This is a genomic window from Rahnella sp. R3(2024) (genome assembly GCF_042920125.1).
Classification (GTDB): Bacteria; Pseudomonadota; Gammaproteobacteria; order Enterobacterales; family Enterobacteriaceae; genus Rahnella; species Rahnella rivi.
The window spans coordinates 1-26155 of record NZ_JBHGBU010000003.1; the positions used below are offsets into that span (position 1 = coordinate 1).

The 26155-nt window shown below is 41.5% G+C and carries 18 protein-coding genes and 3 pseudogenes; 17 read left to right on the plus strand and 4 right to left on the minus strand.

Annotated elements, in window-relative coordinates; translation table 11 throughout:
• Positions 1 to 240: 240 nt before the first annotated feature.
• Positions 241 to 1785 (minus strand): methyl-accepting chemotaxis protein, encoded by a 1545-nt coding sequence (locus tag ABSH60_RS23320; RefSeq protein WP_390976483.1) that lies wholly within the window; start codon positions 1783 to 1785, stop codon positions 241 to 243.
• An 816-nt stretch (positions 1786 to 2601) separates the two neighbouring features.
• On the opposite strand from ABSH60_RS23320, the gene ABSH60_RS23325 reads away from it, so the two are divergent.
• The 6 genes from ABSH60_RS23325 to ABSH60_RS23350 all read left to right on the plus strand — a co-directional run bounded on the left by ABSH60_RS23325 (position 2602) and on the right by ABSH60_RS23350 (position 10348).
• Positions 2602 to 4788, plus strand: a complete 2187-nt coding sequence (locus ABSH60_RS23325) for an AAA family ATPase (RefSeq protein ID WP_390976485.1) — start codon at positions 2602 to 2604, stop codon at positions 4786 to 4788.
• A gap of 984 nt (positions 4789 to 5772) precedes the next feature.
• Positions 5773 to 6276 (plus strand): sugar dehydrogenase complex small subunit, encoded by a 504-nt coding sequence (locus ABSH60_RS23330; protein ID WP_390976487.1) that lies wholly within the window; start codon positions 5773 to 5775, stop codon positions 6274 to 6276.
• Positions 6277 to 6330: 54 nt separating this feature from the next.
• Positions 6331 to 7935, plus strand: coding sequence for an FAD-dependent oxidoreductase (locus ABSH60_RS23335; protein WP_390976489.1), 1605 nt, complete (start codon positions 6331 to 6333; stop codon positions 7933 to 7935).
• Positions 7936 to 7946: 11 nt separating this feature from the next.
• A complete protein-coding gene (locus tag ABSH60_RS23340; RefSeq protein ID WP_390976491.1) occupies positions 7947 to 9296 on the plus strand; it encodes a c-type cytochrome in 1350 nt (449 codons plus the stop codon).
• 468 nt (positions 9297 to 9764) lie between these two features.
• Entirely contained in the window at positions 9765 to 10046 is a 282-nt protein-coding gene (locus ABSH60_RS23345) for a type II toxin-antitoxin system RelE/ParE family toxin (protein ID WP_390976681.1), read from the plus strand.
• A complete protein-coding gene (locus ABSH60_RS23350) occupies positions 10046 to 10348 on the plus strand; it encodes a HigA family addiction module antitoxin (protein WP_390976493.1) in 303 nt (100 codons plus the stop codon). The genes ABSH60_RS23345 and ABSH60_RS23350 overlap by 1 nt, the downstream gene beginning before the upstream one ends.
• Positions 10349 to 10884: 536 nt before the next feature.
• Here ABSH60_RS23350 and ABSH60_RS23355 read toward each other — a convergent pair.
• The gene (locus ABSH60_RS23355; protein ID WP_390976495.1) at positions 10885 to 11028 is read right to left on the minus strand and encodes a type II toxin-antitoxin system prevent-host-death family antitoxin; all 144 of its coding nucleotides are present in this window, start codon (positions 11026 to 11028) and stop codon (positions 10885 to 10887) included.
• Between the two features lie 207 nt (positions 11029 to 11235).
• Here ABSH60_RS23355 and ABSH60_RS23360 point away from each other — a divergent pair, with 207 nt between their 5' ends.
• Both ABSH60_RS23360 and ABSH60_RS23365 read left to right on the plus strand, forming a co-directional pair.
• Positions 11236 to 11553 (plus strand): antibiotic biosynthesis monooxygenase, encoded by a 318-nt coding sequence (locus ABSH60_RS23360; protein WP_390976497.1) that lies wholly within the window; start codon positions 11236 to 11238, stop codon positions 11551 to 11553.
• 400 nt (positions 11554 to 11953) lie between these two features.
• Positions 11954 to 12991: a tyrosine-type recombinase/integrase gene (locus ABSH60_RS23365; RefSeq protein ID WP_390976499.1), complete on the plus strand. Its 1038-nt coding sequence runs from the start codon at positions 11954 to 11956 to the stop codon at positions 12989 to 12991.
• A 91-nt stretch (positions 12992 to 13082) separates the two neighbouring features.
• Here ABSH60_RS23365 and ABSH60_RS23370 read toward each other — a convergent pair.
• A pseudogene (locus tag ABSH60_RS23370) lies at positions 13083 to 13908 on the minus strand (DDE-type integrase/transposase/recombinase); the annotation flags it as partial.
• A gap of 486 nt (positions 13909 to 14394) precedes the next feature.
• Here ABSH60_RS23370 and ABSH60_RS23375 point away from each other — a divergent pair.
• The 9 genes and pseudogenes from ABSH60_RS23375 to ABSH60_RS23415 form a co-directional block, all read left to right on the plus strand.
• Complete coding sequence (locus ABSH60_RS23375) at positions 14395 to 14958, plus strand: fimbrial protein (RefSeq protein ID WP_390976501.1); 564 nt, start codon at positions 14395 to 14397, stop codon at positions 14956 to 14958.
• 60 nt (positions 14959 to 15018) lie between these two features.
• Positions 15019 to 15702, plus strand: a complete 684-nt coding sequence (locus ABSH60_RS23380; protein WP_390976503.1) for a fimbria/pilus periplasmic chaperone — start codon at positions 15019 to 15021, stop codon at positions 15700 to 15702.
• Between the two features lie 35 nt (positions 15703 to 15737).
• Entirely contained in the window at positions 15738 to 18242 is a 2505-nt protein-coding gene (locus ABSH60_RS23385) for a fimbria/pilus outer membrane usher protein (RefSeq protein ID WP_390976505.1), read from the plus strand.
• A 13-nt stretch (positions 18243 to 18255) separates the two neighbouring features.
• Positions 18256 to 18792, plus strand: coding sequence for a fimbrial protein (locus tag ABSH60_RS23390; protein WP_390976507.1), 537 nt, complete (start codon positions 18256 to 18258; stop codon positions 18790 to 18792).
• The gene (locus ABSH60_RS23395) at positions 18785 to 19954 is read left to right on the plus strand and encodes a fimbria/pilus periplasmic chaperone (protein WP_390976508.1); all 1170 of its coding nucleotides are present in this window, start codon (positions 18785 to 18787) and stop codon (positions 19952 to 19954) included. The genes ABSH60_RS23390 and ABSH60_RS23395 overlap by 8 nt, the downstream gene beginning before the upstream one ends.
• A gap of 15 nt (positions 19955 to 19969) precedes the next feature.
• Complete coding sequence (locus tag ABSH60_RS23400; RefSeq protein ID WP_390976510.1) at positions 19970 to 21058, plus strand: fimbrial protein; 1089 nt, start codon at positions 19970 to 19972, stop codon at positions 21056 to 21058.
• A gap of 1281 nt (positions 21059 to 22339) precedes the next feature.
• Positions 22340 to 22594: a LuxR C-terminal-related transcriptional regulator gene (locus ABSH60_RS23405; RefSeq protein ID WP_390976683.1), complete on the plus strand. Its 255-nt coding sequence runs from the start codon at positions 22340 to 22342 to the stop codon at positions 22592 to 22594.
• 666 nt (positions 22595 to 23260) lie between these two features.
• Positions 23261 to 23863 (plus strand): LuxR C-terminal-related transcriptional regulator, encoded by a 603-nt coding sequence (locus ABSH60_RS23410; RefSeq protein ID WP_390976512.1) that lies wholly within the window; start codon positions 23261 to 23263, stop codon positions 23861 to 23863.
• Between the two features lie 975 nt (positions 23864 to 24838).
• Positions 24839 to 25497, plus strand: a pseudogene (locus tag ABSH60_RS23415) (IS30 family transposase); the annotation flags it as partial.
• A gap of 65 nt (positions 25498 to 25562) precedes the next feature.
• On the opposite strand, the pseudogene ABSH60_RS23420 reads toward ABSH60_RS23415, so the two are convergent.
• Positions 25563 to 25753 (minus strand): annotated as a pseudogene (locus ABSH60_RS23420) (transposase); the annotation flags it as partial.
• Positions 25754 to 26155: the final 402 nt, after the last annotated feature.

Here is a 26155-nt window from a genome sequence, read left to right on the forward strand (position 1 = left end):
TAAAAAATCCTTCATTAATAAATTTTTTCCTGTCTATGAATTAAGGAGTCATAAAAGTAGTTAAAAACGTTTTTTTTGACAAGTTTCAAAAATGGTATTTGTGAAATTCGAATTTTTAACCATATCTCCATGTAACATCTGAATACTTTCTGAGTGTTACATGGAAATATTATCCGGTATTCAGCTATCAGATGCTCCCTCGGCGGGAGAAATTCATGCCGGTCCGTAAAAGAAATATTGTCATAGTTTGAACATGCTCACCGCGGTCACCAGGCGTCTGGACTGCTCCTCAAGCGACAGTGCAGCTGATGACGCTTCCTGAACTAGGGAGGCATTTTGTTGTGTTACGCTGTCCATCTGTGTGATCGCGGTATTGATTTGCATAATACCAGTACTTTGTTCAATGCTGGCGACCGAAATTTCTCCCATAATCCCTGTCACGTTCCCCACACTCGCCACAACATTGGCAATGGTAGCTCCCGCCTGAGCAACGAGCCGGCTTCCCTCGTCAACGCGGCAAACAGAATCTTCAATTAACGCTTTAATTTCTTTAGCTGCTGTTGCAGAGCTGTGGGCTAGGCTACGTACTTCTGTCGCGACAACGGCAAAACCCCGCCCTAGCGGCCCCGCCCGCGCGGCTTCAACGGCCGCGTTTAAGGCAAGAATGTTCGTTTGAAAGGCGATGCGATCAATAACGCTGATGATATCAACAATCTTCTTTGATGCGTTGTTAATCATGTCCATGGTGACTACAACCTGGTTAACAACTTCGGCACTTTCGGCCGCGACTGTTGAAGCAGACATCGACAAACTGTTTGCCTGATGGGCATTGTCAGCGTTTTGTTTCACCGTGGAGGTCATCTGTTCCATTGCCGAGGCTGTTTCCTCCAGCGAGCTTGCTTGCTGCTCAGTTCGGGAAGCCAGGTCTAGTGTACCCATTGATATCTGCTGTGATGCCGTCGCAATGGTATCTGTGCCTGAACGGACGTCTTTAACGATTTTCCGCAAATTGTTGTTCATACTTTGCAACGCGATCATCATTAGCCCTGTTTCGTCTTTTGCATCGATATGGATCTCAGAAGTGAGATCGCCTGCTGCCACACTTTCTGCAATAAAAATGGCACGCCTCAGAGGCTGTGTGATTGAACGGGTCAGGATATACCCTAAAATGATGGAAGACAGGATGGCAATCAGTGAACTCAGCAGTGTGACTTTGATTGCCGTATCACCTTCCCGCAGGATTTGCTGACCTTCATCTTTCATCTGTGATGCCTGAGAATCAGCAAAATCAGCCGTAATTTTAAGCATGGCTGCCTCAGGCCCCATCATGCCTCGTAATACATAATCCTCTGCCTCCTCGCGTTTACCTGCTTTCAGAAGAACGAATAATCCATTCTGCGCTTTCCTGTACTCATCACTTGCTAACGCAAGTGCTTTGATTTTATCCTGGCCTATCGCGGTGGTTTGCAGAGCAGTGATATTTGATATAAGTCGCCGAGTTTCCGATGTTGCATCCTTAAGCAATTTTAAACGCTGATTGTTATATTCAGGCCGGTCATAATCAATGACAGCACCGCGTAACAACTTAATTTGTTCATTGACCTGAAAACGCACATCAAAAGCCAGTCTCACCTTGGCATAGCGTACGTCGATCATTTGCTGCGTTAACGTATTTATGGCATTTATTTTTAAAAATGCTGTCAGGCTGATGACAATTAAAAGCGTAATAACAAAACCCAAAGCAAGGCCTAAACGCACACCGATTTTTATATTTTTAAAAGACACAACTTACCCTCTCGCAGGTGAACCTGTAACGTAGTTACATAATTATGCAGTCACTTAAATGCGTTGCAATACCCTCAATAATCACACTCAACCCATCTGAAAATTATTGATTAACTTGTAGCATGACTCAACAACGCATCAAGTTTGTGACGCTTTATCGGGAGGGGGGAGTAAAACTTTAGCGGTAATTAAATAGAATGTGTAAATATTGATTAAAAATTGTTAATTTGAAATTAATACATTTAGATTAAATTAGTTAATTAACTTAATTAGTTATATCAATCAATCATTTACTAGATTTGAACTGGTTTTTTTTATTAATTACAGAACTGAGAATCATTAATTAAGCAACCGGTTACTTGTCGATTTTCGTTCTAACCACTTCCTAATACATAAAGGTCTATCACCGGTGAGAATAAGCAATAATGAGAGTAGCGTTATATCATTGCCGGTTATTTTGCCATTGGTTTCCAAAAATTCAGTTATCTTATTGATGTTACACCCTCTAAATAAAACGAACCCTGATGTATTTGCCCGCCTGTCGCGGGCTTTTTTCATCGCTGACAAACGAATGATCTTCATCCCCCCTTGCAGGTACTGAACAGTTGAAAAACAGTTCAGTAAAAATTCCTTTTCTTGTATACATTATATGCAACATGATGTGCCGCGCTTGGATGGGCATCATCTTGATGCTTGCTTTTTGGACACGCCAGCGCATGTGGAAGTAGCGGTTCTCTATGAATTCTGATTGATATTGCAATAAGTTGAAGCGAAACATTATGAGATTAAGATTGTGATCCCAAGGAGGGATGAATCATGAGTATTCTTTCAGTACACAATGTTCGAAGCTATCGTGGCCCTGGGCCGGTGCATTTTGATTTTAGCAACCCAGTCACCATGATCTATGGTCAGAATGGTGCAGGTAAATCAACTATTTCAGGTTATTTTTACCATCCGAATAACGCCGAATTCTCTTCCTGCACGTTGTCCCCGGCTATAGATATGCGCACTTTTGTATTCAGTCAGGAATATGTAACTGATATTTTTAGTGCCCCCTTCCAGCCCGGCGTTTTTTCTTTAAGCGAAGAAAATACGGCAGTTCGAGGTGAAATAGCGGCGCTCGAAGAGGTAATCAGCCAGTTGGGCGCGGAAATTGAAACCAATCGACGAGAGTACCAGAATAAGACGGACATGATCGCACGCGTGAAAGAACAGTGCGAGGAAGCTATCAAAGGCAGTGTTGCTGAAATAAAAAAAACAGAGCTGTGGGATCTGATGGAAGGGGTGAAGCAGGGGCCTCGACTGTTTCAGGCTATTTCTAGTCATCCAGATACTATCGCCACTACAACCGCGGAACTGGATGCAGATTTTAGACAACTCCGTTCAAGCCAGGGCAACCGTGTATTGCCGCTGGCCGAGTTGGATATGCTAATTATCAATGAAGATGATACATCTCTGCTGGCCACGGTATTAGTTCCCTCAGGTGACAGCAAACTTTCTGCCGCTATAGCTCAACTTGGAAATTCAGAATGGGTCGCGGCAGGAAGAGCATGGCTCACTCAAGATGTCTGCCCATTTTGTCAGAACAGCGTTGATGCTGAACATCTGCGCAAAGAAATTGCGTCTTTGTTTGATCGCAGCTGGGAAGACAAATTGAGGCGTATGGAGAGCATTGTTACACAAATAGGAAGTTGGCTAGAGAGAGCAGAAACGTGGAGTACAGCAGCGAAACTCTGCCCACTGGTTGATGCCAAACATCCATTGCTTCTTACACTTGCCGGGCTGATACATAAATGGTCCGAGAACCTTCGCCACGCTGAACATAAAATTGCCACACCTTCGGAATCTGTTGTGTTTGAAGATATCGCCAGCGCAGTTGCGGATTTCCGTAATGCCTATGCTGCAGTGTCTGAGTGCATTTCTACTCATAATCACCGGGCGGATAATTACCAGAATGAATATCAAAAAATGGCATACAGTCTTCGCAGCCATATCCGGGCATTGTCTGTTGATGCTATTAATGGCCATGACACCCAGGTTTGCGAACTGTCTGATGCTATTGGAACTATCGAGAATCAGCATAAGGCATTAACAGAACAAGTCCGCGGGTTATACGGTCAGATGCGATTGCTGAATGCTCAAATTATCAACTGCAGTGATACAGTCGATAATATCAATCTTAGTTTAGAGGCCCTTGGAATACATGGTTTCCGAATTGATATTCATGATGCTGCACAGGATTCATATCGGCTTGTACGCAGTGGCAGAGAGAATGAAGAAGGGATATTCGATACGCTAAGTGAGGGGGAAAAAACCCTGATCGCTTTTTTATACTTTCTGGAAACTTGCGAAGGCAGAGCCAATCGCGATGATCATGATGTCCGTGAAAAGCTGATCGTCATTGACGATCCCATCTCGAGTCTCTCGCAAAATTACATTTTTGAAATTGCCTCACTGATACAACACCGGGTTATTAGAAGCCGTATTGCTGCCAAAGTGATCGTTCTGACTCATAGTTTGTTCTTTTTTCAGGAGATGCTGATTTCCGCTCCGGGTCAAAAAGACCGAAAAGGTTTGCCACCAGGGTGGCTACTTTATCGTCTTTCAAAAAATACGCACAGTATGGCCAGTCTTATTTCTGGTAATGCTTTGCTGAACGATTATCAGGCGATGTGGCATGTGCTGAAAGAATCTCGTGATGAGCAGGTTGCCTCGATTGTCATTCCAAACACCATGCGTCAGATCCTAGAATACTATTTCGGTTTTTCAGGCAAGCACGCGAAGTTAAGCGTCACACTCGATGGACTGGCTCGTGAACAAGGCGCGCCGGGGTTGCGGGCATTCGCCCGTTATATCAACCGTCATTCCCATGCGGATGCACGTAATATCAAGCTGCTCGAAACAGCATCTGTGGCGCATTACCTGGATTGGTTTGAGCGAGTGTTTGATGCGGTAGACGATCGGGAACATTACCAATTAATGATGGGGCAGGATGTGGTATGAAATGAGGTTGTCACTCCCTCCGGATTTTCCATCAGCGGGTTGGCAGGGATCGCGTGTGCATGCACACGTTTTCCCAGCGGCCGAGACGGAAACGCATATACTGGCGAACCAGCACTGGTTTCAGTTCCATACCGAAGTCCTCTTGACGCCGGCGGACCGCCGGCTGGCCTCATACACCTCGTACAAGCATGACTATCGTGCAGAGACTAGGGTCCGGAAGGAAGTGACGGGGGTATTATACAATAATTCGCTGATGTTTCAAAATGTAACTTTTAATTCACCATTACGCTGAGCCATGATACACGTATCAACAAAGTGGCCTGACAGATATTTTTGACTGATTTAAACGTCGATCTTACCGAAAGAATGGTAATTGAAGCGATATCTACTCATTTCTGAATCATCATAACGGAAAGTATATTTGGCAGAGCACTGATTCAACTCCGTGTGGGATGCACCGTGTTTTACGGTCTGGCATGAATGAGGGGCGATTAAGCAGTCTAAGTTCTCAACTCTTAAAAAGAGTCATGTAGCAAATTATAAGCCCTTAGAACTGCATTGCTCAAAAATTAAGCTCAGCAACTCCATGTTGTAATGGTCTTCAAGCGAAAAGATAAGCAAAATATCGCATAAGAAACTAGTTGTTACACAACATATTCAAAGGTGTATTACAAGCTAGGTAGCGATAACAATTTCATTCCCTCATCAGTAATGAATATAATCATCGCCATAAGATCATGTAATTTAATGAATTTATTGGTGTTGCATATATGTAACATTTCAGAGGGGTGCACCAACCTCCAATTCAACCAAAATGAAACAAACCCTCTCAACCTGGAACATTCCCTTCACGTTATGGCGATCTATTGCTAACTCAATATAATGACTGGGGTTATTAGATCGCGATTCTAATGATTATCAGGGAAATAAAATTCAATCTTAGACCCGATTACATTCAGTGAACAACAAATCCAGGACTGCTAAATGATTGACATACCTAGCCGTTTTACGCGCAGACGCCTGCTGCAAGGGATGGGGGTGCTTGCAGCAACCACCCTGATCCCTACAGGCGTTTTTCCCGCGTATGCCTCATCGGCTATAAGTAACGATTTTATAACAATTTCAATTTTTCTGACTGGCCGTGAAAAGCTTTCGGCAGATTACAGCACTGCACTTTATTCCGCGTTAACCAAATTTGATAATGCAATTCCCGCTAAACTTTCTCACCTGCGCGCTTACATCGACGCAAACTCAATCAAAGCTGCAGATTTAAAAAGCAGACTGAACGCCGATCCGTCCGTTGCCGATTTAGTGGGGTTACCAGGCCTGCTGCTTACCGGATGGTATCTCGGCATTGTGGGCTCGGGACACAACGCCGTCTGCGTGGCCTACGTTGATGCATTAGCCAACAAAGAAGTGGCCGACGTCCTCAGACCACCAAGTTATGCCTATGGCGCCTACGGCAGTTGGGCAGCAAAACCGGTTTGATTTCCATGGAACATATTTCATTCTCAATTCGACTCATTAAGAAGAAGTGACAAAATGTCTGACACTATAACTACCGATGTCCTCGTCATTGGTTCGGGCGTCGTTGGCGCGCTGACGGCACGTAAGCTGGCTTTGGCCGGGCGGCAGGTGTTGATGCTTGAAGCAGGTCCAAGAATACAGCGCGATGATATTGTGACTAATTTTAGGCACTCAGCGCGTAAAGACGACTTTATTGCACCTTATCCAAACTCCCAAATAGCACCTTTCCCTGATTATAAACCCGAAGATAATGGATATCTGGATCAGGCTGGGCCGAAGCCTTATAAACCGGAATATCTCCGCGTAGTGGGTGGAACCAGCTGGCACTGGGCCGCACAGGCATGGCGTTTGGTTCCCAATGATTTCCGGCTGAAATCTCAGTATGGCATAGGGCGAGACTGGCCGATTAGCTATGACGAGCTCGAACCTTACTATTACGAAGCAGAACTACTCTGGGGGGTTTCTGGTCCGGCCGAGATGGCAAAGTATTCTCCGCGTAAAGAAGCTTTTCCTCTTCCTCCGGTCACAAAATCCTACCTCGAACAGCGGGTTACCGAACGCCTTTCGCCGAAATATGAGTTGATGACCAACACCACGGGCCGTAATTCGCTGCCCTATGATGGCCGCCCTCAGTGCTGCGGAAATAACAACTGCATGCCCATTTGCCCGATTGATGCGCAATACCACGGCGGTATTGCAGCGGATGCGGCAGAAAAAGCAGGCGTTAAATTAATCCCCCAGGCCGTGGTGTATAAGCTGGAACAAGATGGTCACGGCAAAATCACCGCCGCGCATTACTACGACTGGAATAAGGTGTCGCACCGCGTAGTGGCTGAAGTGTTTGTGATGGCCGCAAATGCCGTTGAGACGCCAAAAATTTTGTTCTTGTCGGCTGATGCAAAAAATCCAAACGGGCTTTGCAATAACTACGATCAGGTCGGACGTAATCTTATGGATCATCCATCCAACTCCGCCACTTTTTATGTCGATGAACCGTTGTGGCCAGGCCGTGGCCCGATGAGTCCATCATCCATTCAGCAGATGCGCGATGGTGATTTCCGCTCAGAATCTGCGGCTTTCCGCATCGACTTCTCGAACTCCTCGCGTGTTGCCGGCGTCACCGCCAATGCTATTAAAGAAGGGCTGACTGGGCAGGATCTGGAGGAGGCTATTCGCTTTCGCTCATCCCATGAACTCAGCATCAAAAATGTGCTGGAGCAGCTGCCGGATCCCAATAACAGAACCATGCTGAGCTCACGTAAGAAAGATGCTCTGGGACTGCCCACGCCATCATTCTCTTACTCTTACGATGAGTATGTGGAAAAAGGGATGCAACATTCGTTAAGCGTCTACGCCGATATTGCGAAAATGTTAGGTGCCACGGACGTTCGTTATTCAGCTCCCGGCGTCTACAGCAACAATCAACACATCACCGGCACGCTGGCGATGGGTTTTAATGAGAAAACTTCGGTGACCGATCGGATGGGTAAGGCCTGGGAGTATGACAATCTTTATATGGTCTCGACCGGCGTCATGCCAACGGTGGCCACAGCAAACTCGACGCTCACTGCATGCGCATTAGGTCTTCGGACTGCTGACGCCATTCTTGGCAAAATTTAAGGAGAGTTGCTATGAAAACGTTGCTTTCGTTAAAGATTGCAGGAGTGATGACGGGACTGTTATTGAGCCTTCCCGCGCTGGCGCAGCAAAGTGACAGTCAGTCACTGATTGAAAAGGGGCAGTATCTGGCGGTTGCCGGCGACTGCGGTGCGTGCCATACCCATTCTGGCGGCAAGGAATTTGCCGGTGGTCTGGCGATTAAAACGCCCATTGGTGAAATATTCTCAACCAATATTACCCCTTCCAAAACGGCTGGTATTGGCAACTACACCCTAGAAGAATTTGATAACGCTGTACGTAAAGGCGTTCGTAAGGATGGGGGAAATCTCTATCCGGCCATGCCTTACACCTCTTATTCCAAAATAAGTGATGACGACATGAAGGCGCTTTATGCCTATTTCATGTCGGCCGTGCCGGCTGTTGACGCTAAGGGACCCGAAACTGCGCTTCCCTTCCCGTTTAATGTTCGCTTATCTATGGCGGGCTGGAACCTGCTCTTTGCCGGAGGAAAGCCGTTTGTTCAAGATAGCACCAAATCGCCTGAGTGGAACCGGGGAGCGTATTTAGCCGAGGGGCTGGCGCACTGTTCAACTTGCCATACCCCGAGAAATCCGCTGATGGCTGAAGAGTCAGACAAGTCACTGGCGGGTGCCTCGCTGGGGACATGGTTTGCGCCGAACATCTCGTCCGACCCGCATGCGGGTATTGGCAGCTGGACACAACAGGATTTGATGGACTATCTGGCAACGGGGCGCGCTGAAAATGGCTCTCAGGCCGGAGGCCCGATGCTTGAAGCCATTGATAAAAGCTTTAGCAAGCTGTCTCCTGAAGATCTAAAGGCTATCGCGACTTACATTAAAAGTGTTCCGGCTCAAAGCATTAATGCGACGTCGGAAAAACTGAAGGGAGAAACGTCGGAAACTTCCGACATTTCCCTGATGAATGGTACAGCCCCCGAAGGCGCAAAACTTTATGCCTCGCATTGCGCCACGTGTCATCAGGCCTCAGGGCAGGGCAGCAATGGCCTGCCTGCACTCTACAATAACGCTGCGCTAAGACGTCCGGTTGCAGATAATGCGGTGATGGCCATCTTAGAGGGGCTTATACCTTCGAAAGGACAGGCGATGCCAGCTTTCAATGACAAGCTGGACGACCAACAAGTTGCGACACTGGTGAACTATTTGTTCACCACCTATGGCGACCCTAAAGTCCAAACCACGCCGGCGCGTGTGAAAGCCCTGCGTCAGGGAGGCGAACCCTCTCCATTGCTTGTCTTGGCAAAAGTCGGCATGATTGTTGGCGCTTTGCTGTTGCTTATCATCGGCTGGACAGTTTTCAGGTCACGGAGAAAACGTCGATAAATACGCTGGATAAATAAGGTATTTGGTTGCTCGCAGTCAGCCACATAAAAAAAGTCCTAGTCGAAAGGCCAGGACTTTAATTGTATGTCACTAAAGCGTCTTATCAGCAATTAGATGATGAGATCATGGTTCGACAGTCAACTGGCCCATGAAGATATGTGCAAACTGGTTCACCGCTTGATCGACATACTTCGCCACATCGTCCATCTGGTAATGGCGAGCCCCTGCGATTTCACAGACCGGCTGTGCCGCTCGTGCCAAGCCTCCGAACACGAGATTATCGCTTTGCGCTGATAATCTCGGTGCGGTTAATGCTATTTATGTTAATTAAATCAATTTCTTAATCAAAAAATGATGCGGTTGAACTTTGTGCTTTTCATTAAATTTTAAAAAGTAACAAATCAAGGTGTTTCCTTTTAGGAAACAAATGGTATACTGTTTCCCAATAGGAAACAGGAAGTGATTAAAGTGATAAAAAGCTGGAAGCACAAAGGGTTGCAAAAGCTCTATGAAAAAGGGGACGTAAGCGGGGTACAAGCTAAAGACGCTGAACGTATTAAGCTCCGCTTGCTCGTACTCGATGAAGCATCAACCACTGATGACTTTAGACTTTATCCAAATTTTAGACTACACCCTCTGAAGGGTGATAAACATAATCTGTATTCTATCACTGTTAGGGCTAACTGGCGGATCACCTTCGAATTTAGAGATGGGGATGCCTATATACTTAATTTAGAGGATTATCATTAATGGCTATGTTGAACCCACCGCACCCAGGCGGATTAATTACGGAATATCTTGAAGATTATAAAATCACGCTACGCTCACTTGCCCGAGATCTTGGTATCTCGCCGTCAGCTTTGAGCAAGGTGGCCGCCGGTAAAACGGCGATTAGTCCAGAGATGGCGGTACGCCTCGAAGCTGGGTTAGGCATAGCAGCACGCCTTTGGCTTGCTATGCAGGCAACTTATGATCTCAGTAAAGCACGTGAAACAGTAGATATCTCGCATGTTGTTCCATCTCCACATGCTCAAACTACGCTAATACACTAAAAAGAGCCTCACCTTAGCGAAGTTCTTTTATTCGAAACAGATCTTGCATTGAGTTGATTTTTCGCCTTCTGACTACACGTAATTTCCGGCTGGTTCTCTTAACGGCCATGCCTAGGCCGAGATGAAAACAAACGCATACCGGAGCTGCTTGTGACGAACTTTGAAGGTTGACTAACTCATCATAAGTAACACTTAAGCATAGACTCGAATTGGAAAATGGATTCCAATGCGCACTTATTATTTCTTTTTCAAACAACAAGATAACTTCGCATAACGTTAATTATGTTAAATTACGCGGGTGAAACGAGAATACTATTTTTTTAGGTTGACTGTTTTAGGACTCCAGCGATATTCCACACATCCAGGTTCCCCTGTGCGGCTGAGACAGTCAACTCTTCATGACTTGGAGAAAACCAGCCAAGGAAAGGGCTCCGTAAGTAGAAATCATAGAGAATAAATCATCGATTTTTTAAGAGCCACAAGCGTCTTGCCATGTTCACTAAACAACCAATCGAAATCCGATCCAGCCTGAATTTTCAGTATTTTTCATATTGCTCAGCATCAATAACAACAACGGGCTTTGCCGATCGGCGTGTGATAATTACAGGCTCACCGCTAGAAACGCTATCAAGAACCGAAGCCAGTTCATTCCGGGCAGTCGTAAAATTTATAGCTTTCATAGTCATATGCCTCATTGAAGTGTACAACCCAGATGTACAGCATAATGTACACTCCATCAATCTTTTTTCAACACTTCCACTGGGGCTATTGGATAACACGTTAGATCTAATATTGGTTGGCATAATGAACAATTTACAACTACCCTGAATAATTCGTACCTGGATTATATAAATCCAGAATAAATAACTGATAACTAAAGGATCCCTATGAGCGAAGTGAAAATTGTTGCAACACTGACCCCTTTACCTGAATTTATCGAAACTATAAGAGATGCCGCACTGGCAATGGTTTCTCCAACTCATCTTGAAGAAGGATGCCTGCAATATGATCTGCATGAAAGCCATGCTGTACCCGATGTGCGTAACCTCGAAAATAAAGGTAAATTGTCATTCGTCTTTATTGAACGCTGGAAGACTGAAGAAGATTTGAAAAAACACGTAGCAATGTCCTACCACGATGATTTTCTCGATATCTTGAGCGGTAAACTGGAAACCCTAAACGTTCAGCTCCTGACTAATTTATAATAATCATGCTTCGCGGGAGGGAATCGAAATAACCCTTTCGCAAATCTCATTTATTCAGAATGCATCATTCAGTGTTTACACCCTGCGGTTAACTCACCAAGTCTTTTGTTCCTTTGGTATATATCCAATATTTCTTTCACCAACCTCTAATTTTCATCCCCTGTACAAGAACCTAACACACTCTTCAACAGAACTGCGTAACTTCATATAATGGGACTTATATAAAGTTAGCTATCTTATGAACGAACTGGTAATATATACAGTAGTTACAGTCGCAGATGATTTTCGCTGCAGAACATCAAGGTTACGCTACGTGAAATCTGCAAGGTAAGTCCCCTGCATTTTTCTCAGAATCCACGTAGCGTTGCCAGTGACCGGGAGTGCGCTTTCTAAGCTATATATGGGCAAATTAACACCAACCCAACAGACGCTACCGGCTATCCAGGCTGAAGAGGATGCTCTAGCCAGGCTTAAGGAATTTGTTCAAGACAAAGAAGCTTTTTCGCCAAATACGTGGCGACAGCTAATGAGCGTTATAAGGATCTGCCACAGATGGTCGATTGAACATAACCGCTCGTTTTTGCCCATGCTTCCGGTCGACCTTCGCGATTACCTGAACTGGCTGCAAGAGAACGGTCGTGCCTCTTCAACGATTGCGACGCATGGTTCCTTGATTTCTATGTTACACCGTAACGCTGGCCTAACTCCTCCTAATACTTCACCGCTGGTTTTTCGTGCAGTGAAGAAAATAAATCGTGTCGCAGTCGTCTCTGGTGAACGTACTGGTCAGGCCGTACCCTTTCGTCTCGAGGATTTACTTGAGCTTGATGCGTTATGGTCTGACTCTATATCGCTTCGCCACAAACGTGATTTGGCATTTCTGCATGTCGCTTACAGCACACTGCTGCGTATCAGTGAATTAGCCCGTCTCCGTGTTCGTGATATCTCCCGGGCAACTGATGGCAGGATCATACTCAATGTGAGTTACACCAAAACAATTGTTCAAACTGGCGGCTTGGTCAAGTCTCTAAGTTCACAGTCCTCTCGCCGGCTAACTGAATGGTTATCGGTGTCTGGAATCAATTCAGAACCTGACGCCTTCCTCTTTTGTCCGGTGCACCGCTCTGGGAGTGCGACTCTTTCTGTCATCCGTCCGCTGAGCACGCCTGCGTTAGAATTTATATTCACCAAGGCGTGGCGTACGATTGGAACAGCTGAAACTATCACGCCAAATAAAGGACGCTACATGACCTGGACGGGTCACAGTGCCCGCGTAGGAGCTGCACAGGACATGGCGGGACGTGGCTATGCCGTTGCTCAGATTATGCAGGAAGGAACTTGGAAAAAGCCCGAAACATTAATGCGTTACATCCGTAACCTTCAGGCGCATGAAGGGGTGATGATTGATATCATGGAAAAAAACTATAGAAATGATTAAATATTAATTATTAAAGAATAAGTATGAATTGTGAATTGTATCTATCATTTTGTCCCTTGATGATATAGCCGTGTGGAGCGGATTGTCGGTTTTGAATCACCTGTCGGTGACAAATTTCCGGGCCCTGATCTGTTCTTATCGTCGCCGGATAGCCGCGAAACAGTGCAATCCTGTCCAGAATATGCGTGACCTGCACGCCTGAAATCCCAAAAGAAAAGAGTGACCGTCAGCCATTCCTTTGTGAAGTCGTCCACGTAGGTAAAACACTTGATCTTGCGCCCGGTAGCCAATGCGTCCATGAAGAAATCCAACGAATAGGTCAGATTGGGCGCCGCCGAACGGAGCAGCGGCAGACGGTCTGTTGCCAGCCCCTTACGACGTCTTCAGCGTTTTACGCCCAGGCCACTGAGGTGATAAAGCCTTTTGATTAACATGAAGCTCTTCACGGCGCAGCAAATGCCAGTTTCGACGGTAGCCAAATCGCACTGCGCTCCATTGCCAGCTCATTGATGCACCCTGATAAATGCGTATCAGCAGACGGACGCTGAGTCTCATAGCAGTAGGTCGACAAGGATAAACCTATAAGCCTGCAGGCACGACGTTGCGACAGACCGGTCGCATCACACCTAAACATCTCGGTTTCACGCATCTGGTCTGCCGTCAGTACTTTCGCCCAAAACCCACCTGAAGCGCCTCTTTATCCAGCATTGCTTCGGCAAGCAGCTTCTTGAGTCTGGCGTTCTTTTCCTCAATAAACGCTTAACCCCAGGCACCTCCATACCGCCATACTTCTTACTCCAGGTGTGAAACGTGGCATCGGAAATGGCGTGCTTGCGGCAGAGTTTAGGGGCGTATACCTCGGCTTCAGTCTCGCGGAGAATGCTAATGATCTGTTGGTCGTAAAAACGCTTCTTCATGTGGATGTCCTCATTTGGCTTATGAAGACATTATTAAATAGGGATTTTGCATCCAACTCATGGCTTTATAAAGGTAGGAAGGCAGTATTGAGGGTGTGAAAAAAATTTATTTATAAATGTTTTTGACAATTAATTTCTGGCGTTTTATGAGGCTAGAGAGGTTGTTATAACTAATTATGTAACTTAAGAAACTATGAAATATGCGATTACTCCTATCATAAGCGTGTTTACTGTACTAGAAAATATTGAATTGAATATATTTTTAAAATTCAAGCTAAGGATAATCTTAATTTACCAAGAATGAGATTTTTAGGATTATACCCGCAAATATCATCAGTGAAGGATAACTGGAGAATTAGCGCCGACTTGATTCTACAGAATCTATACCTTTAAAATTGCTCCGCTTCTCGGTATGTGTGAAATACTTTTCTGCCGGGATTAGCGTTCTCAACACTTAACATTAGTAATTACAGCAAGGAAGATTTTATGAAAATGAAGAATGTGTTATTGCCTGCTTTCGCTTTAGGGTTTTTAATTTCAGCATCAGCTGCTTATGCTGAGGATGAAGTTGAGCCGGTTACAACAGCTGGCGGCCAGGTAACTTTTAATGGAGAAATCACTAAAGGCGCATGTTCTGTTGCCAGTGACGACACTAATAAAATTGTTAATCTGGATACAGTGAGATCAAGCATATTTACTGCTAAAGACCAGGTAGCTAATGCACGTAAACCATTCACCATTTCCTTACAGGATTGCGATACGACGACATATAAAAATGTCAGCGTAAGTTTCACAGGACAAGCTGATGCGACTTCACCTAACCTTCTGGCAAACAATGCAGGCGCTGGAGCTGCAACAAATGTCGGATTGCAGATTTATGGGCCAAATAATGAAGCCTTAGCACTAGGTACTGGACAAACCGCACCAGTAGTATTGAACGAAGGTGCTACCTCTACTATTAATTTTGCAGCGGACTATGTTTCCACTGCAGCAGTAGTAGGTGCTGGTAAAGTTCAGTCCGTAGCAAATTTCATGCTTACATATAACTAAATAATAATATTAGCTGGTTCTCGAGACCAGCTAATAATTGAATAACAGCAGGGGAAAACCTTGAAATTTAATTTATTAATTTCACTAATTTTAACTTTTATTATGCCCCCTACATTCGCCGAAGGGGTATCGTTAGGGGCTACTCGTTTAATATACCCGGCAGATAAAAGTCAAACTGCGATAAAAATATTTAATAACGATAAGAAAAATAATTTCCTCGTTCAGTCCTGGGTTACCGATAAGCAGGGGAATAAGATTGAGGACTTTATTGTAACGCCACCACTATTTGTCTTGAATGCAAATACTGACAGCGTATTACGTATTGTTTATGCTGGTGATAAAAATAGATTACCCAATGACAGAGAGGAGCTTTTTTATTTCAATGCTAAAGTGATCCCATCTTTAAGCAAAGAGGAACAAGACCTTAATAATTCACTATTAGTTTCTATCACAACAAAAATAAAATTATTTATAAGACCAAATAATTTAAATGGAGAATCGAGCGATGCTGCAAAAAAACTCGATTGCAAGTTTGAAGATAAAACATTACAAATTAAAAACACATCACCATATTACGTGAATATGGTAAATGTTAGCATCAATAACAAAGAAGTCTCTAAGGCGGAAACAATTGCCCCATTTGGCAATGCAAGCATTGCTATAAAATCACCAGGATCAGAAGTAAAATATAGTTTCATAAACGATTATGGCGTGCAAGTTAATAATAATACTTGCAAGTTATAGTCTTAATTTTAAAAAATAAACGATTGGATCTAGAAATGTATTCCTTAAGATTTATTACATTTGCTTTGCTTCTTGTACGCATAGCTCAGGTACATGCTGAGGATTATTTCAATCCATTGTTCTTAGGAAGTGACGTAGCTTCTCTGCATGATTTATCATTTATATCTAAAAATAATAATGTTACACCTGGTGTTTATTATTTTGATGTTTATGTAGGAGATAAATTCATCAAGAACAGTAAAATTCGTTTTGTCGAAGTGAATTCGAAGGAAAAAAAAGTTGAACCGTGCTTCACATCTGAGTTAGTTGACCTTATGCCATTTAACGATAGTCTAAAAAAGAAATTGCAAGCTATTGGAGATAATAGTAGATGCATAGACTTACAAAAAAATGTTAGTGGCTCATCATATCAAGTCGAGATGTCGAAGCTGCTTCTGAGAATATCTATACCTCAAATATATCTCGATGCCACACACTCTACCCTAGCCGATGAAAGAGACTGGGATGATGGCATTCCCGTATTTATTAGTAATTATGATTTTACCGGGAGTAACTCAAAAAACAAAAACAACTCCGATTTTTCATCCTCTTATTTTAGTTTTAACAATAAGCTCAACTACGGAGCATGGCGTTTAAATGGTAATATTTACTGGAATCAGAGTCATTACGGTGTAAGTCATCACAATGAAAAAAAGATAAATAACGTCTTTGCGAGCAGAGCTATTCAGGGGCTAAAAAGCAATCTAATTATAGGTCAAAATTCATTAGGGTCTAATGTTTTTGATTCACTTACCTATACTGGTGTTACACTGGCTACATCTGAAGAAATGCGTCCGGAAAGTGAAAGAGGGTATTCACCTCCGATTAAAGGTATAGCAGATAGCCGCTCAAAATTAACAATTAGACAAAATGGTGTAATTGTATACCAAACTTATGTTGATGCAGGCCCCTACGATATTAAAGATTTGAACCCGGTAGGTAGCAGTGGTGATTATCAGGTAGAACTCATTGCTGCAGACGGTACTGTTAAAAATTTTATAATCCCCTACTCTACATTGCCTAATTTGTTAAAAACGGGACTATATAATTATTCTGCTACAGCAGGCGAACTTGATCTCCAGGCTGCCAAGAAAGCATCTTTTTTTCAAGGTTCTGCTTCATTTGGCTTGCCGCATGAAACCACAATTTATGGTGGTACTCAGTTATCAGGAAACTATCGATCCTTAGGACTCGGTCTAGCAAAAGATTTAGGTGGGATTGGTGCGCTATCATTTGATGCGATCAATTCATATTACACTGAGGATGCGCATGACAAAGAAGTGGGACAATCCTATAGAGTGTTGTACTCAAAGTCTTTCCAAGATATTGGAACAAATATACAAATAACCGGCTATAGATATTCAACATCTAATTATTACTCACTTAATGAAGCTGCTCAGAAAAATAACAACCTGTATATTGACCCGCTTACTGGAGAGTCAGTGAACTATAATTATTCCGGTGCGAGGAAAGCTTCATATCAGTGGAATATATCCCAAAATCTAAACAATTTTGGGCAGTTATCTCTATGGGGTAATACTACGGATTATTGGAACGGCGGTACATCGAAAAACATTCAAGCAGGTTGGAATAAAACCTTTAACAAACTCAATAACATGATGCTGTCCTTAAGTTTTAATAAATATGAGTACAATAAAACAAAAAATAATTTGTTTTTTGTATCTTTTACCATACCCCTTTCCGGTCGCGGGGGGAACAATATTGCATATATTTCCAATAGCTATACTTATAACAAACAAGATGGAACATACAATAATAATACAAGCTTGTATGGTACTGCGTTGGACAATAAAATGGATTATAATATAAATCAAAGTATCAACAGAGAACATGATAACAATACAACATATCTTTCCGCTAATTATAGGTCTGATTATGCAAGATTTAAATCAGGTTTAACATTCTCCCCTGTAACAAAACAAGCAGATTACGGAGTTAGCGGTTCTATTTTAGCACATGAAAATGGTATTGTTTTCTCTCAACAAGCGAATGACACTGCAATCCTGGTTGAAGCTGCTGGTGCTAGCGGAGCAAGAATTAACCGAGCAGGAGAAAATATTACTATAGATAAGCATGGATATGCTCTTATCCCCTATGCATCGCCATATCATTATAATGATGTTGAATTGGATCCTTTAACATTTGGTGATGACTTCGATATAGAAGGCAGAGTTATCAAAGTGGCTCCAACGCGAGGCGCTGTCTCGAAAGTAGTTTTTGATGTTAAAAGAGGCTATAACTTCTTAGTTTCGGTTAAATATAAAAACAGACCTATACGATTTGGAACAATCGTGAGCGAAGAAGGAAATAACTCATTCGCTATTGCCAATGATGATGGAACAGTATATCTGACTGGAGTCAGTAATAATGCCACATATAAAGTAAAATGGGATGAAGAGGACACTTGTAAATTTGTAATACATTATGACGAGAATTTTAAATCTAGAACAATAAATAGAACTCATGTCGAATGTCACTGAGGAGTGATGTGTTTTGAAACTTAAATTTTTCCAATATGTTTTCTTGTTTGTTCTGATCAACGCTATAAACCTACGCAGTTATGCTGCTGATGTGATGGTAAGTATAAATGGCGCTTTGAGAGATCAAAATTGTAATGTAAATAGTGAAGACCTCACCAAGAATGTTGTTTTTTCTGACTTGAATACATCAGCCTTCAAAGCGCCAGGGAATGTGAGTAATAAGGAAGAGATAGACATTGGTTTAGACTGCCTGGGTACTTCGAGCAACATTTCTTACCAATTTACAGGTGAGGCCAACGAACTTGATCCGACGTTGCTAAAGATAAAGGGCCAACCAAATCTGTCGGAGCCTCTTGCGCAAGGGCTTGCTATTGAAATATTAGATGATAAGGGTAATCGAATTCCTTTGAACACCAAGTTAGCCCTGGGTTCACCTGTAACGACTGAAAAATATAATTTAAAATTCTTCTTGCAATACAGAGCAGTCGCAGTTCCTGTTTTAGCTGGTGACGCGTCATCAGTACTTTTCCTGGATATGTATTATGATTAAACATTTTTTAGTTTGTCTAGGTCTTATTTTTACCTGCTTTCCAGCTAGCGCAGAGCAGATAACTATAAATATCAGTGCAAAATTGAGCTCATCAACCTGTTCTCTTTCTTCCGGGAGCGGTAACTCTGTTGTTAACATGACGACTGGACTTTTAAATGGTAAAAATTTAGGAGTCCCTTTTGGTCTAACACCATTTAATATAATAATTGAAAATTGTCCTTTAGAAATTAATACAGTTAACGTGAGATTTACTGGAGCTAGCGATGAGAAAATGCCTAATTTGCTTCAGATTAATTCTGGTGCAGAGGGTCAAGCAAATGGTGTAGCCATTGGATTATATGACATGAATATAACTAACCTGGACATCAGGAATAATTTTAGTAGTTTTAATGTAACTCATTCATCGGATATAAATAAACTAAGTTTCTACGCCGCTTATGTTAAAACATCTGGAGAAATGTCTCCGGGAAAGTCACTGGTGTCACATCATTTGAAATCTCTTATGACTAGAGTAATTTTGATCTTAACATTGTCTCTGATTATGTTGAGTACGGACTCTCGGGCAGGTGTTTCTGTCGTTGGAACCCGTTTTATAATTAATCAAAATACCAAGAGTTTGCCTATAAAAATCATCAATGACAATGAAAATGATTATTTAGTCAAAACCAACATTTCTGGAAACGATGAAGGTCGTTTTGTCGTAACCCCTCCTTTATTTTTACTTGCTAAGAACACATCCAATATACAGATGCTGATTCCAGATAAAATAGAAGATATTAAAGTCGATCAATTATATTCACTGACTATTGCATTTATACCCAACTCAAAGAAAATGAACGATTTCAGTACGATATCATTAGCGCTGAGGTCACACTTTAATTTAATTTACAGACATGATAATCTCTCAAAATTTGATCCTGCGCTCCTTGCCTTGGTAAAGGAAGGTAATGACATTTTTTGGTTAAGAAATCACTCCAATTTCGTTTTGACTATCAATATCAAAGATTCGAGCACTGAGAAATTAGACAGCAGAATAACTTTAATTCCTGAAGGGAAAGTCAATGTAAGTAAATTTTGCAAATTGAAGCAATGTAATTTTTGGGTTTTTGTAGTAGACGATGATGACTCAATACTTAAAAAAATACATGTGAATAATATTTAATAGTTGATTATAAGGATGAATCATGAACAAAAATACTTACTTGTTCCCTTTTTTTTAGTATTAACCTTAATTTCTTTTCCTAAAGAAGGTCTTGCTGTAGTTGAGTCTTATTACTCGAGGAATTATACTTCTGGGGATATTGTCATTAACAATGCTGCAGATAGCATGGCATTTGCTACTGTCTTAGCTGGTTCGGGGATAGGCAGGCAGGTAAAAATATGTTCGAACAATACAATTAATTATAGCCTCAGAAGGGTTGATTACGTTCCAGTTGCAAGCTATTTAGGTCAGACTTATTCAAGTGCAGGTTCTAGTGTTATGTATTTGTTTGATACTGGCGCACCGGGGTTTGCACTAATACCATTTTATAATGTGTCATCTAATCCAGCGATGATAACTTACGGACAAACAGTCAGAACCACTGTCTGGAGTGGTAATTATGATAATGGTGCGCGCGTTTATAATGGAATACCTACTACTTATGGTTCGTATATTTGGAAAGGTTCAGACCGCCCTAATGATGGCTATACCTTAATTCCCGGACAAGAAATGTTCCGTTTCGAATGTTACGATGAAACAAATACCCTCCAGGAAATTATTCATATTAGTACAGGTAGCGCAAATGTAAGAGCTTCAATTAGAACTTGTACCCCAAATGTTGTGACAGCTTCTGTTGACATGGGAGCTGTGGCTATGTCTTCTTTACTCAATTCAGCTGCATCACAATTAATAAATACCCAGCAGGTAACATTCTCGCTTGTTTGCGACCCAAGCATTGCACTGTATTACTCAGTTTCAGATTTAAATAATCCTGCTAATCGAAGCACTATCACCTCCTTAACCTCTGATTCAACAGCTTCGGGTATAGGTTTTACATTAACGAATTCTTCCGGAACCCAGCTTTCTTTCGGTCCTGATGGCTCAGCAAAAGATATCCCAGGCCAGACTAAGTATTATATTGGCAACAGCGGCGGTGTAGTGGGTTCAGACAAAAACCTTCCGATGGCACTTACTTTAGGTTTTAGTTACGTCCGTGATACATCCAAAGACTTGAAGAGTGGTACTGCAAAATCATTGATAGGAATTACATACTCTTATCAATAAGTTAGAAATATTATGTGGCGATTTCAGCAAATAGGGTAAAAAGAGCCTCTGCGCGTGGTTTTCAGCATCCTAGCCACTTCTGTTCAATGTTGACTCTTTCCCACACATATCCCCAGACATTCGCGGGTGTAAGGTTCTATAACTGTCAACAGGCGCAGCCGTCGCCTGTTAGACAACGCATAAAAAAATCCATGCCCCGTATGGGGTTTGGATATAAACCCTGAGGCTGCGGTTGCCGCAGCCGGTCAGAAAACGCAGCGATGCTTGGTTTTTAACACGCTAATTTTATTGAAGCTTACCCCGTTATAACTGCTACATCATGGGATATCTCAGTTCGTTCTGACTTCATTAATATAATTTTTCTTTGATTCTGAATTAATACGAACCATTTTTTCCGTGAAATATGAAAAACCATGTCCAATTTCACTCTACTAATTTAAGTGTAAAAAACTTACCAATTCACATATCTTATACCTCATGTCAAGATACATAACGCCAAGTAAAACATTAATTTACACGCCAATGAAATATTATTACATTGATTTTAAATTTATGACAAACAATGCATTAATAATATAAATACGTGTAGAGTTCTGTAAGGTCGTCAGGGCTAAGTAATCTTAAAATTTTTATAAATCGTTATTAGTTATGGATTATTTTTTTATCTGAGTTGTTGTTAGGTTGCTGTTTAGTTAAACAGTGCCATGATAAGCATCATTCACTATCATCCTATTAGGAACAGTAATGCAAAATTCTGAGAAAGAAATACTTATCATTCCCTTTTGGTGTTCATTAATCATATGAGGAAAATTCTAATGCATGATGGTTAATGTATTGATTATTGAATAATAAAAGACATTTCAACAATGCTCGTAATAATTAATTTTATATCAAGATTAAATTCAATAACTAGGTCTGACTATGTTTGTAATTGGGAGTTGTCTGTTTTTTATTCATTGTGAAGATCGTTTTTTTAAAATAGGATTACAAAAAATTTTTAAGGACATATGTTCATCAATTAAATCGCCTGTTAATAATGCAATTCCATGTGAATTGGAGTTCGCTGGCTATTTTGTCGTTGACATCATAGTTCTGTCCTCTAAGGCTATATATGAGCAGATACCTGGAGGAATTTTTAAGAAAAAAAATAATCATGCTGCAATAATATTTTGTTCTCAGTCAATGACACACATACTAACCGGTATTACAGGATACGACCTCGTTTCATGTATTTCGGTGGATATCAAATTGGAACGGGTAGCTCAAATTTTTTGTGTGCTAATGTTTGGCACGGAAGGAGCAAGAAAATCGTTGTTTATAAGGACGGGGTTGACTCCCTTGACTTGTAGTGAAAAGCGTGTGTCTTCACTATTGAGTAAAGGACTAAATCAACATGATATTAGTCGCTTAACAGGCATTAACGCAAAGACTGTGAGTTCACATTTAAGATCATCCATGACCAAATTTAAAGTTAAGACATTGTTAGAGTACAGAGTAAAGCTTTCACATATCAATACTCTCCATTGTTTTAATTGAATTAGTCTCCATGATTTATATCAGGTATCTACCAACTCGAAATTGAAGATATCAGTAAAATCTGTACATAAAAGCCTTTTTGCATATCTTCCGAAATAGGAGATTACCGTGGTCTATGAAGAATCGTCAGGTAAGGTAAATTAATAATGACATGATTTTACCTTCCGCCCACTGTGAAGTGACAAAAGTCTTCACTTTCACCATGATGAAACGTCCAAAACGGGACGTACTTTGTAAAGAATTGATTATTAATTTTAAATTTTCAAGGCGTTTAAAATGTTAATTTCTATCAATTGGATTGTATCTATCGCTGCTAGCAATTAGCATTTTATGATTGCAAATAATAACTTAAGTTATTATTTCTCGATGCATGTGAAAAATCCTAGTTTAAGCATCATTTCTCTCGCTCCAATCCTAATTGGGCACAACGTATAGTGTGAATATTCCTATTTTATTTGGTTTTTTAACTTAAAGAGAGGCTGCCGTTTCATTTTTGATATTAGGATTATGCTCACTTTGTCATTTCTCCTTACAGCCTGAACGAGTTGCTTTAGTTAGATCCAGTTGGTAAAAAAGATAACGATCATTAAGTGTTTTTATTAGCGATTGCTTAATGTATTCATTTGCAATTCGCTAGGGCTGTTGCTATTAATATGGACTTTGAATATGTTGTCATATGGAAATTCACTTTTTTCTATTTACTGCAAGGATTATTACTTTAAGGTTGGCTTGCAAAAACTTTTAGATGATATATATCATTCTCATGTAGTAAATGTAAGGCTCATTAATCGACATGAGTCAAGATATAACGATTATTTTCAAGCTGATATTGTCGTTTTATCTTCCAGGAGCATATTTGAAAAGTTACCTGAACGTAGCCTTTCTCCTGATAGACGAGGTGCGGTGATCGTTTTTTGTACTTTTTCAATGTCAGAAGTTGTGAGAGGCATAAGAGGATATGAAAATGCACTTTTTATTGCTCCTGACACAGGATTGGATCAGATTTTAGATATCTTTAAAATTGTTATGTTTGGTTCACCTCTAATTAGGGATAATCTTTTTTTAAGAACTGAAAATTTGGCCTTAACAAATAAGGAACGCAGAGTCTCAGATCTGCTCAGGAAAGGTCTAAGCCATAATGAGATAAGTTCAATAACGGGTATAACCCCCAAAACAGTCAGCTCTCATTTAAGGTCAGCTATGCAGAAATACAAAGTAAGCACTTTGATGGAATATAGGATTAAACTCATTCACATGCAACAACGCTAAAACACCAATTTAGGTCAGACACTTGTAATCAATAAATTTCTTCCGGTTCAGGAAATTTATTATCACACTATTGTTTATAGTGTTTTTGATTCCCTGGTATTGGCCACTTGGCTTACTCATACATTGTACGGAACAATGTATGAGTTTTTTTTACAAAATTTTTAAATTGCAAGTAGCGAAGTATTATAGTTGGGCTAATAAATTTATGAAGGATAAACAGTATATTCATAAACTAGTGCAACCCCACGACACGTCGCACTCATTATTTTAATAATGAACATCCAGCATACAATGACAAATATGTGTAATAACAAATTTATTAATATCAGTATAAATGTTGACTGCTTAAAATAGTCTCGAATATTTATTTTCACTCAGTTGGTTTTATAATCACCTTGTCCGGTATTGTCTGCTCTTATAGGGGGCCGCTTTGAAATGGAAATTATCCTACGCTAAGACTAACAGACGGCTTTATGTGGAAATTTTGCTAACATTATATAGGAAAATGTGCTGTTTTTTGATCCAAAAATTCATGCCCTTATATGTAAACAAAAAACGAGCCTGAAACTACGCTGTTTACAGCAGCCTGCGCCTTGATGGCACTGACCGTTCAGCTAAAAGTTAAAACTTCGTTATTGATGCTAGACGACACTTTCGTCTATAGATACCCGCCCTTCCCTATAACTCTAGGAGGGATGCGTTTTATCTGGGATCCCAAATGAATACCGTTAGGCAGCCTAAAATCCTCAGGAAAATTTAATATCCGACGCACCATTTGGACAAAATAACTCAGCACTGCCTATGAAACACCTGCATAACCACGAGCATTCCAGAGAATGCAGGAATATCTGCGCATACATACCGGCATCCGAGGCAACGCGAACCATGGCACTTACCCCGACGACTCATGCTGCTTTTAAAATTGCGAGCTGTAATCTTTCGCTCGCATATTGATAGCCCTGATCTGAATGTATTATGAGCATGCGTGCGATAGCTAATGCGCTAAAACGTAGTCCTGCGACGGTCTCACGTGAAGTTCAGCTTAATCGAGGCAGGCGCAATTACAAAGCTGTTGATGCTAATAACCGGGCCCACCGGATGGCGAAAAGACCAAAACCTTGCTTACTGGATCAGAATTTACCGTTGCGAGAGCTTGTTCTTGAAAAGCTGGAGATGAAGTGGTCTCCAGAACAAATATCATGATGGTTAAGGTGAACGAAGCCGCGTCAAAAAACACTGCTAATATCACCTGAGATAATTTATAAAACGCTGTACTTTCGTAGCCGTGAAGCGCTACACCACCTGAATGTACAACATCTTCGCCGGTCACATAGCATTCGTCATGGCATACGCCATACCCGCAAAGATGAAAGAGGTACGATTAACTGGTATCTACTGGCAGTACCGGAGTTAATGTTTATTTCTGCGATCCTCAAAGTCCCTGGCAGCGGGCAACAAACGAGAACACTAATGGGCTAATTCGACAGTACTTTCCCAAAAACACATAGCTTACCCAATATACTCAACTTGAGCTGGCTCAGGTTGTAGCTCAGCTAAACAACAGACCGAGAAAGACACTGAAGTTCAAAACACCGAAAGAGATCATTGAAAGGGGTGTTGCGTTGACAGATTGAATCTACAGCGGCTTTTTTTAGTATGTCTCTCTCGTCAGTATCCGCTTCAGTTCTTTCTGAAGTCACCGGATCTCAGACTGGGCATCGGACTGCATTTAATGGGTGATGAATCAGGGCCATACTTTTTTACACAGGCATAGAGGCTGTGCGTGGTGATATCAGGACTGGTGACGACGCTTGCGATGGAATGTTCGCGATCAACAATCTGTTTGACCGCTTCAACTTTGAACTCTTCGGGATAACGTTTACCGCTCATGGGCACCTCTATTTTAAGTCATCTTAAACGACTCTGAGGTGTCTGTTAAACACGTGGCGACTCATCCTTATATGCTACATATATTCCATCCATCGAATTACTCTCGAAGAATTTTAAAAACTTTTCTCCTGATTGCGTTCTGTTTTATAGCCGTTGAGCATTATAACCACCCACCCACCCACCCACCCACCCACGCACTCAAACAAACCTCTACATCATCATAATCTTTACAATAATGAAAATTGATTTTGATATGCAATAATATATTAATTTTCTTTTTGTTAAACAATTCTAGTTCTTCATGTTTTCCTACACGCTTCAGATAAATTTGACGCTACTTGTTTTGTCGTCTGATACCGCTGCCATTGTTTGAATCTTAGTATGAGGAATGACATTTCATTC

Coding starts and splice junctions, on each gene's coding strand:
- ABSH60_RS23325 (WP_390976485.1), top strand. CDS start 2,602: ATGAGTATTCTTTCAGTACACAATGTTCGAAGCTATCGTGGCCCTGGG.
- ABSH60_RS23330 (WP_390976487.1), top strand. CDS start 5,773: ATGATTGACATACCTAGCCGTTTTACGCGCAGACGCCTGCTGCAAGGG.
- ABSH60_RS23335 (WP_390976489.1), top strand. CDS start 6,331: ATGTCTGACACTATAACTACCGATGTCCTCGTCATTGGTTCGGGCGTC.
- ABSH60_RS23340 (WP_390976491.1), top strand. CDS start 7,947: ATGAAAACGTTGCTTTCGTTAAAGATTGCAGGAGTGATGACGGGACTG.
- ABSH60_RS23350 (WP_390976493.1), top strand. CDS start 10,046: ATGGCTATGTTGAACCCACCGCACCCAGGCGGATTAATTACGGAATAT.
- ABSH60_RS23355 (WP_390976495.1), bottom strand. CDS start 11,028: ATGAAAGCTATAAATTTTACGACTGCCCGGAATGAACTGGCTTCGGTT.
- ABSH60_RS23360 (WP_390976497.1), top strand. CDS start 11,236: ATGAGCGAAGTGAAAATTGTTGCAACACTGACCCCTTTACCTGAATTT.
- ABSH60_RS23365 (WP_390976499.1), top strand. CDS start 11,954: ATGGGCAAATTAACACCAACCCAACAGACGCTACCGGCTATCCAGGCT.
- ABSH60_RS23375 (WP_390976501.1), top strand. CDS start 14,395: ATGAAAATGAAGAATGTGTTATTGCCTGCTTTCGCTTTAGGGTTTTTA.
- ABSH60_RS23385 (WP_390976505.1), top strand. CDS start 15,738: ATGTATTCCTTAAGATTTATTACATTTGCTTTGCTTCTTGTACGCATA.
- ABSH60_RS23395 (WP_390976508.1), top strand. CDS start 18,785: ATGATTAAACATTTTTTAGTTTGTCTAGGTCTTATTTTTACCTGCTTT.
- ABSH60_RS23400 (WP_390976510.1), top strand. CDS start 19,970: ATGAATCATGAACAAAAATACTTACTTGTTCCCTTTTTTTTAGTATTA.
- ABSH60_RS23405 (WP_390976683.1), top strand. CDS start 22,340: ATGTTTGGCACGGAAGGAGCAAGAAAATCGTTGTTTATAAGGACGGGG.
- ABSH60_RS23410 (WP_390976512.1), top strand. CDS start 23,261: ATGTTGTCATATGGAAATTCACTTTTTTCTATTTACTGCAAGGATTAT.